Origin of the sequence: Elstera litoralis (assembly GCF_000963705.1) — a bacterium.
GTDB classification, from domain to species: Bacteria; Pseudomonadota; Alphaproteobacteria; order Elsterales; family Elsteraceae; genus Elstera; species Elstera litoralis.
This window is the reverse complement of sequence record NZ_LAJY01000400.1, coordinates 1-8,321: the sequence shown is the minus strand read 5'-3', so window position 1 is coordinate 8,321 and position 8,321 is coordinate 1. Positions and strand designations below refer to the sequence as shown.

General features: G+C 62.9%; 10 protein-coding genes and 1 pseudogene. 6 read left to right on the top strand and 5 right to left on the bottom strand.

Going from position 1 to position 8,321, the window contains the following annotated elements:
- Both yidC and yihA read left to right on the top strand, forming a co-directional pair.
- Positions 1-654, top strand: a 654-nt coding sequence (yidC, locus tag VZ95_RS14445) for a membrane protein insertase YidC (RefSeq protein ID WP_045776476.1), incomplete at its 5' end; no start/stop codon positions are given.
- Positions 651-1,325 carry a ribosome biogenesis GTP-binding protein YihA/YsxC gene (gene yihA / locus VZ95_RS14440; RefSeq protein WP_198148315.1) on the top strand — a complete coding sequence of 225 codons (675 nt, stop codon included), beginning with the start codon at positions 651-653 and terminating at the stop codon, positions 1,323-1,325. The genes yidC and yihA, both read left to right, overlap by 4 nt.
- Here the strand turns inward: yihA and VZ95_RS14435 are convergent.
- Positions 1,322-2,089, bottom strand: coding sequence for a hypothetical protein (locus VZ95_RS14435; protein ID WP_156995315.1), 768 nt, complete (start codon positions 2,087-2,089; stop codon positions 1,322-1,324). The genes yihA and VZ95_RS14435 overlap by 4 nt on opposite strands.
- Positions 2,090-2,314: 225 nt before the next feature.
- On the opposite strand from VZ95_RS14435, the pseudogene argB reads away from it, so the two are divergent.
- From argB to VZ95_RS14415, 4 genes and pseudogenes are all read left to right on the top strand, one after another.
- A pseudogene (gene argB, locus VZ95_RS14430) lies at positions 2,315-3,230 on the top strand (acetylglutamate kinase).
- 22 nt (positions 3,231-3,252) lie between these two features.
- The gene (dapD, locus tag VZ95_RS14425; protein ID WP_045776475.1) at positions 3,253-4,092 is read left to right on the top strand and encodes a 2,3,4,5-tetrahydropyridine-2,6-dicarboxylate N-succinyltransferase; all 840 of its coding nucleotides are present in this window, start codon (positions 3,253-3,255) and stop codon (positions 4,090-4,092) included.
- Positions 4,093-4,098: 6 nt separating this feature from the next.
- On the top strand, positions 4,099-5,244 hold the full coding sequence (dapE, locus tag VZ95_RS14420; protein WP_045776474.1) for a succinyl-diaminopimelate desuccinylase: 1,146 nt from the start codon (positions 4,099-4,101) through the stop codon (positions 5,242-5,244).
- Positions 5,244-5,813, top strand: coding sequence for a hypothetical protein (locus tag VZ95_RS14415; RefSeq protein ID WP_045776473.1), 570 nt, complete (start codon positions 5,244-5,246; stop codon positions 5,811-5,813). Before dapE ends, VZ95_RS14415 begins: the two co-directional genes overlap by 1 nt.
- Here VZ95_RS14415 and VZ95_RS14410 read toward each other — a convergent pair.
- From VZ95_RS14410 to VZ95_RS14395, 4 genes are all read right to left on the bottom strand, one after another.
- Entirely contained in the window at positions 5,810-6,268 is a 459-nt protein-coding gene (locus tag VZ95_RS14410; protein ID WP_084627804.1) for a tryptophan-rich sensory protein, read from the bottom strand. The genes VZ95_RS14415 and VZ95_RS14410 overlap by 4 nt on opposite strands.
- A gap of 18 nt (positions 6,269-6,286) precedes the next feature.
- Positions 6,287-7,009: a hydroxysqualene dehydroxylase gene (locus VZ95_RS14405; RefSeq protein ID WP_052711793.1), complete on the bottom strand. Its 723-nt coding sequence runs from the start codon at positions 7,007-7,009 to the stop codon at positions 6,287-6,289.
- Positions 7,010-7,053: 44 nt separating this feature from the next.
- Entirely contained in the window at positions 7,054-7,506 is a 453-nt protein-coding gene (locus tag VZ95_RS14400) for an FAD-dependent oxidoreductase (protein WP_045776471.1), read from the bottom strand.
- On the bottom strand, positions 7,503-8,321 hold an 819-nt coding region (locus VZ95_RS14395; protein ID WP_052711792.1), incomplete at its 5' end, for a phytoene/squalene synthase family protein. The genes VZ95_RS14395 and VZ95_RS14400, both read right to left, overlap by 4 nt.

Sequence of the window (8,321 nt, the reverse complement as noted above, 5' to 3'; positions counted from 1 at the left end):
ATCTTTCAGTTGATGGAAATCATCTACCATCAGGTCGGCAATTTCGGCATCTGCATTCTGGTGCTGACGGTTTTGATTAAGGCCGTCTTCTTCCCGCTCGCCAATCGCTCCTATGTGACGATGAGCAAGATGAAGAAGCTGACGCCGGTAATGCAGGAACTGCGCGAGAAATATAAGGGCGATAACGCCCGTATGCAGCAGGAACTGATGGGCCTGTATAAGCGCGAGAAGATCAACCCGCTCTCCGGTTGCTTGCCGATTGTGGCGCAGATCCCGGTATTCTTCGCGCTCTATAAGGTGCTGTTCGTGACCATCGAAATGCGCCACGCGCCGTTCTTTGGTTGGATTCAAGATCTGTCCGCGCCGGACCCGACGACCATGTTCAACCTGTTCGGCCTGATCCCCTGGACGCCGCCGCACTTCTTGATGCTCGGTGCCTGGCCGCTGATTATGGGGATCACCATGTGGCTGCAAATGCGCCTGAACCCGACGCCCGCCGACCCGATCCAGGCGAAGATGTTCATGATTATGCCGGTGGTCTTCACGTTCATGCTCGGCAGCTTCCCCGCCGGTCTGGTGATCTATTGGGCCTGGAACAATACGCTCTCGATTGCCCAGCAGTGGATCATCATGCGCCGGATGGGCGCGGCATGAGCACTCTCCCCGTTCAAGGCCCGCTGGAGGGCATGGGGCCGGACGAATGGGCGAGCGCGCTCGAGACCGGTCGCAAGCTGTTCGCCGGGCCGTGCGACTTTGTGGCAGCGGTGCCGACGATTGACCGGCTACCGCCGATCACCCTGACCGAAGTCGCCTTCGCCGGGCGCTCCAATGTCGGCAAATCAAGCTTGGTGAACGCGCTAACCGGGCGCAATACCCTGGCGCGCACGTCCAACACGCCAGGGCGCACCCAGCAGCTCAATTTCTTCCTGCTCGCGGAAAAGCTGCTGCTGGTCGATATGCCCGGCTATGGTTACGCCGAAGTGCCGAAAACGGAAGCCGCACGCTGGGCGAATGTTATCGATCTTTACCTGCGTGGCAGGTCCACTCTGCGCCGCGTCTGCCTGCTGATCGATGCGCGCCACGGGGTGAAAAAGAACGATCTCGACAGCATGGATTGGCTCGATCAACGCGCCGTGCCCTATCAGATCATCATGACCAAGTCCGACAAGCTGAAGCAGAAGGACCGCGACGATCTGCTGAAGGCAACATCCGACGTAACCCGCCGCCGCCCGGCCGCCCATCCCGAAATCATCGTGACCAGCGCCGAAACCGGCGAGGGGATTGCGACCTTGCGGGCGGTGCTGGGGCAGTTTGCCGTGGGCTAGGCCGCTTTCTTCGGGCGGCTACAGACGGCGGTAAACATCGGGATGATCTGCTTCGTTGCTACCGAATATTGATAGTGAGTCGAAAACCGCGCTTCGGTAAAACCGAGCAAGCCCAGCGATGAGAAAAAGAAGCCGGGGCTGAACTGCCACCAAGTATCGACCTGCTGCACGCCGCGATGGGGCAGAAGTCGGCAAATCGCCTCATCCCCCAAGTCGGGATTATAGACCTCGGTGACGATGATGGTTTCGCGGACGCGGCGAGCGACCTGTTCAAGCAAATTGAACGGCGCGCGCGTATGCAGCAAAACACTCGCTAATAGGCCGATATCGTAATCGCCCACATCGGGTTGAATATTATACGGATCGGTCTCGATCATCCGAACCGATGATTTATGGAGATTGTGGTAGTACCAAAAAGAATTCCGAACGCCCCCAATAATATCAACGAATTCTTTTCGCCATTTTTCGACATCAAACCCCTCAAAGGGAACAATATCCCAAAGATGGGTCATAGGCGGTTCAAGGCAGGTGACGGTTGCCCCGGCCTTTTCCATATGAATCGATAGAAAACCGCTGGCGGGACCGACCTCGAAAACGGACTTTCCTTTAAAATCGACACCGCCGAGATAGGCATCCACGTCTTTGCGCAAATCCCATTCGCCCGAGACCTCACCCGAGGGTAACGCGACGGAATGGTAAAAGCGGCAGTCTTTCAGATCAGGCTTACGGGGGGGAACGATTTTAAAGGAAGCACCCTTCGACATAAAAACCTCGCCCGTCTGCAAATTTATCGAGTAGCCACTATAGGGGATTGCGCCGCGCCGACAATAAGACGGTTCTCCGGCATCCCTGACCCGGCATTTCTGCGTCCTGCCCATTCCGGCCCCAATCGAATTTCCGCTTCTCCTCTGCCTCCGTTTTGCGCATGATCCCGCCGCCCCCGCCCAGTCGGTGAGGGCTCGTATGTGCCGCTTCGGAGATTTCCCGCGATGACCGACTCCCAGACCGTCGATATTGCTGCGCTCGATTGGCCGACCAAGGCCAATATTCTCTCCGAAGCGCTGCCCTTCATGCGGCGCTTTGCCGGTAAAACCTTCGTGATTAAGTACGGCGGGCACGCGATGGGCAATGAGGCCCTGGCCGATGTGTTTGCGCGCGATGTGGTGCTGCTGAAGCAAGTCGGCATCAACCCCGTGATCGTCCACGGCGGCGGGCCGCAGATCGGCAAAATGCTGGATCGGTTGAAGATTCAGTCGCAGTTCATCGATGGTTTGCGCATTACCGATGAAGCGACGGTGGAAATCGTCGAAATGGTGCTGGCAGGTTCGATCAATAAGCAGCTCGTCGGCGCGATCAACCGCGCGGGCGGGCTCGCCGTCGGCCTGTCGGGCAAGGACGCGAACCTGATTACCGCGCGCCGCCTGACGCGCACCAAGGTCGATCCCGATAGCCATATCGAAAAAGTGCTGGACCTCGGCTTCGTCGGCGAGCCCGAGTCGGTGAACGTCGAAGTGCTGAACGTTTTTTGCCGCCTCCAACATTATTCCAGTCATCGCCCCGACCGCCATCGGCACCAAGGGCGAGACCTTCAATATCAATGCCGATACCGCTGCCGGCGCAATCGCCGGGGCGCTGAGCGCCACTCGGCTGCTGCTGCTGACCGATGTGGCGGGCGTGCTCGATAAGAACAAGAATCTGCTGAAGGAACTCTCCACCGAAGACTCGCGCCGCCTGATTGCCGACGGCACGATTTCTGGCGGCATGATCCCGAAGATCGAAACCTGCATGTCCGCCGTGATGCAGGGCGTTGAGGGCTCGGTAATTCTCGACGGGCGCGTGCCCCATTCGGTTTTGCTGGAGATTTTCACCTCCGGCGGCGTCGGCACGCTCGTGCGGCGCGGTTAATAAAATCAGGAAATCAAAAAATATGACGCAAGATCTCGCCACCACCATCGATGCCGCCTGGGATGCCCGCGACACGCTTTCGACCAGCACGCAAGGCGCTGTGCGAGAAGCCGTGACAGAAGCCTTGAACCTGCTCGATGCGGGCAAGGCGCGGGTTGCCACGAAAGACGGCAGCGGCTGGGTGGTGCATCAGTGGCTGAAAAAAGCCGTTCTGCTCTCCTTCCGCCTCAATGATATGGCCCCGATTTCGGGCGGGCCGGGCGGCGCGGACTGGTGGGACAAGGTGCCGTCGAAGTTCCTCGGCTGGGGCGCGGGTGAGTTCCAAAGCGCGGGTTTCCGGGCCGTTCCGGGTGCCATCGTCCGCCGCAGCGCCTTTATCGCCCCCAGCGTCGTGCTGATGCCGAGCTTCGTCAATGTCGGCGCGTATGTTGATAGCGGCACGATGGTCGATACCTGGGTGACGATCGGCTCCTGCGCGCAAATCGGCAAGAACTGCCATATTTCGGGCGGCGTCGGCATCGGCGGCGTGCTCGAACCCTTGCAGGCCGGGCCGGTGATTATCGAAGATAATGTCTTCGTCGGCGCGCGCTCGGAAGTGGCCGAGGGCGTTGTTGTCGAAGAAGGGGCCGTACTGTCGATGGGTGTGTTCTTGGGCGCGTCCACCAAGATCATCGACCGCAACACCGGCGAGATCTTCATAGGCCGGGTTCCCGCCTATTCGGTGGTGATCCCCGGCACCCTCCCCGGCAAGCCGCTGCCCGATGGCACCCCTGGGCCGGGCCTCGCCTGCGCTGTGATCGTAAAGCGGGTCGATGCGCAAACGCGCAGCAAGACCGGCATCAACGAACTGCTGCGGAGCTAATCAAGCGTGGCGGCGCTCGACCCAATCCTGCTGACCCAAGCCCTGATCCGCTGCCCGAGCGTGACGCCCGCCGACGCGGGCGCGCTGGGGCTGCTGGCCGAGACTTTGACGGGATTGGGTTTCGTCTGCCATCCGCTGCGTTTTGAGGAAGCGGGCACCGATCCCGTCGAGAACCTCTACGCGCGCTTCGGCACCGGCCACCCGCATTTCTGCTTCGCCGGGCATACGGATGTGGTGCCGCCGGGCGATCTTGCGGGCTGGTCGGTCGATCCTTTCGCTGCCGAGATCAAGGGCGAGCGGGTGTTTGGGCGCGGGGCCGCCGATATGAAGGGCGGCATTGCCGCCTTCGTCGCCGCCGTCGCGCAGTTCCTTGCCGAAACGCCAAATTTTGGCGGCTCGATCAGCCTGCTGATAACCGGCGACGAGGAAGGCCCTGCCGTCAACGGCACCAAGAAGATGCTCGACTGGCTGGCGGCGCGCGGCGAGAGCATCGACGCCTGCATTGTCGGCGAGCCGACCAATCCGCGCGTGCTTGGCGAGATGATGAAAATCGGGCGGCGTGGCTCGCTCTCGGGCCTGCTCACGGTCCAGGGCACGCAAGGCCATGTCGCCTATCCGCATCTGGCCGATAATCCGGTGCCGAAAATGGTGGCGTTACTCACCGCCTTGGGCTCTGGCGCGCTCGATGGCGGCACCGCGCATTTTCAGCCATCGAACCTGGAAGTCACCACGGTCGATACCGGCAATCCCGTGAGCAACGTCATTCCTGGCGCGGTCACGGCGCGCTTCAATGTGCGCTTCAACGATGCTTTCACCAGCGCTACGCTGGAAAGCCTGCTGCGCGCGCGGCTCGATAGTGCGCAGATTCCTTACGATTTACAGATCAGCGTGTCGGGCGAGAGTTTCTTTACGCCGCCCGGCCCGCTCTCCGCCCTCGTCAGCGAAGCCGTGGAAACCGTGCTCGGCGTCGTGCCGGAGATGAGCACCACCGGCGGCACCTCGGACGCGCGCTTCATCCGCGCCTATTGCCCCGTGGTGGAATTCGGTCTTGTCGGCCAGTCGATGCACAAGGTCGATGAGAACAGCCGCCTTGCGGATTTGACCGCCCTCACCCACATCTACCGCAGAATGCTCGATCGGTACTTTTCATAATGCCCTCCGTCCAAGCCCTTGCGGCGCTGCTCTGGGGAAAACCCGAGTGGCTCAAGTACTTCACCGATGATGTCGGCGAGGTGCGCCGCTCCTTCGTGCCGCTCGCCATCGAATTTATCCTCGTCATGGCCGTGGCCCTGCTGGTCGGCAATGAAACCCAGCTCGGCCTTCAGGGCACGCTGCTGCAAGCCGTGGCCGATTTGGCGGCCACTGCCTGTTTCCTCACGATTTTTGCCGTGTTCAGCCTGCGCCTCGGCTATCGCACCGGCCTGTGCCGGGTGATCGCCGGGCTCAACTGGGCGTCGATGATGCTGTCGATCATCGCGCAAGCGGTTGTTTTCATCGCGCTGATGCTGGGCTCGGAAGCCTTGATGCAGGGCGTCGCCGTGATGGTCTTCATCTGGATCAACGTTGTGCTGTTCCGCATCGTCAAACAGGGGCTCGGCGCGCCGACCGGCCTTGCGATGGCCGCCCTCGCGCTGCACCTGTTCCTGTCGCTCACCTTCACCATTGCGGCGGTGAATGTGCAGTTCGGCGCGAACCCAGCGTTTTTAACCGAGCCAGCCTAGCCGGAAGACGACAATCGAGGTCGCATAAGACGACCAAAGCGCCACCAAGGCGAAGGCGAGTGCGGCGCGCCGATCCTGCGGATACGCGCTGGCAGCCGCAATGGCCGCCAATACTGCCGTACCCACATTCCCCGCGAGCCCCGCCCAAACACTATCGGTCGCCAGCGCGTAAAAAAAGGATAAGCTAGGCAGTCGAGCGCCAGCACGCGCCCCAACAGCCGCGCCCGCGCCGCGCCCGGCAGTCGGGCCGACAGGAGCGCATCCGCCGCCCCCATACCGGCCAACAGGAGCGTCCAAACCAACCCGATTGCCCAGCCGGGCGGCGCGAACCAGGGCTGGCTTACCTGCCGCGTCACGCCGGTCGCGTTCCAGCCGAGCCCGAAAACCAGCCCATTCAAGACCAGCGCTAGGGCGACATAGCCGCCCGCGCGCAAAAACATCTGTCGTTTCATCATTTTTCCACTCGATAAACTCTAAAACCAGGCCTCAGCGGCGCGAATGCCCGAGCGGATTGCGCCTTCCAGCGTGGCGGGCAGGCCGGTATCGGTCCAATCGCCCGCAAGACGTAGGTTGGCAAGAGCGCTGGCGCGCGCTTTCGGGCGCAAAGCAACCTGGTCGGGCGTCGCGGCAAAGGTCGCACGCTTTTCCCAAATCAGCGTGAGGGTTTCCGGCGCGCAGCCGTAGAGGCGCAGCAGATCGGTCTGGAGCGCGGCACCGAGTTTTTCTTCCGGCCAATTCCGAAAACTATCCGCCGCGCTGATGGTGATGGCAACCCGCGCGCCCCGCCGCAAAAACCATTCGCCGGTGCCGTCGATAAGGCCGAGAAGCTCGGGCGTCTCCCCGGCATCGGGGGGAACGGGAAGCACCGCATGGGCGTTAAGAATGGCGCGGCTTTCGGTCGGCACGGTTAGTTCCGGCAGGAGCCGTTGGGCGGCAGACGGCGGCACCGCCAGGATAACGCGGCTGCGCGGCGTGATGGGGATAATCTCGCCATTCCCTATACGTAGCCCTGTCAACCGCTCTTCGACGCGATGAAACCCGCGCACCGGCGTTGTGAAACGCAAGCGCGCACCTTGGGCCGCCAAATAAGTAAGCGCCGGTTCGATCAGGCTGGCACTCAGGCTCTCCCGCGCCACCATCGGACAGGCCGCCGCTGCGCCGCGCAACAGCCCTTGCCGCAAGACGGCGCTGAGCAAGCGGGCGTCGCCTTCCGCCGGGTCACAGTTGAGAATTGAGCGCGTTAAGGGTGTCCAGAACCACCGCCCCGTTGGCTTAAGAGATCGAGTCTTTCGGCCACCGTGCCGCCGCGCATCAGGTTGCCTGCCGCCAACAGCGCGCCGCGCGTCAGCGGCGACGGCGGGTTGAGAAGCAGGCTGGGGCCGAGCGGCACTGTCAGCCGATCCTCGCCGCCAATGAGCGTCAACGCCCCCGGTGTCGGCCCTGGAGCAACGAATTGATCCTGCGCGCCGATGCGGGCGAGATAGGCGTGCACCGCCCGGTTGCCGCGCAAAATAAGATGCGTGCCGAGATCGACCAGCGGCAGGCTTTCCCCCGCCAGTGGCCAGGAACGGCAGCGTCCGCCCGCGTGCGGCGTCGCCTCCAGCAGCGTCACCTGATCGCCGTTGCTCACCGCCATCACGGCGGCGGCGAGCCCGGCGAGGCCCGCACCGATGACGATTGTGGTGCGGCTCATCGGAGGATCAAAGCCCTCAGCAGAACCTGCACCCGGTCGCGCCGCCGCACTCTTGTGCCGGAGGCAAAATCCGCCGCGCGCAGGCACAGGAATAGCCGGTGATAGAGCGCCACCATCGCCCAAACCGCCCGCCGCCCGGCAAAAGGTTTTTCCGCCAGCCGTGCGAAAGCCTCAGCATAGGCTGCCTCGACCTGGGGTACGAGGAAAGCCGCCGCCCAGCGCAGGTCGGTCGCAGCGGGGGCACGTCCGTCCCAGGCTTCCTGCGGCAGATAGATGCGCCCCTGGGCCGCGTCAGCCTCCAGATCGCGCAGAATATTGGTGAGTTGCAAGGCCCGGCCCGCCGCTTGCGCGAGCGCCGGATCATCGACGCCGAGGGCGGCAAGAATAAGCTCCCCGACCGCCCCAGCGACCCGGTCGCAGTAGAGCGCTAAATCGGCGGCGGGTGGCGCGTCGATCGGGGCGCGCAGGTCCGACAGGATTCCATCCAAGAGGGCGAGAAACGGCGGGATCGGCAGGCGGTAGCGCGTGACGAGGGCGACGAATTCGGCCGGGAGCGGCGCGGTCCAAATCCCCTCCGCCAAAGCCGCCACCGCCTGCCGCCAGTCGGCAAGCCGGGCTTCGGCGGCCACCGGATCGACAGCCTCATCGGCCCAGCAATCCCAGTCGCGGGCGAAGCGATAGACCAGCGCCACCGCCTTGCGAGCCTCGCGCGGTAAGAGCGGCAGCGCCGCGCGGAAGGAGCCGCTGAGGCGCGGGCGCGGCAGATCGGGCGGCACCAGCGCCGCCCCTGCGCAGGCGAGCCCGTCCCGAAAATT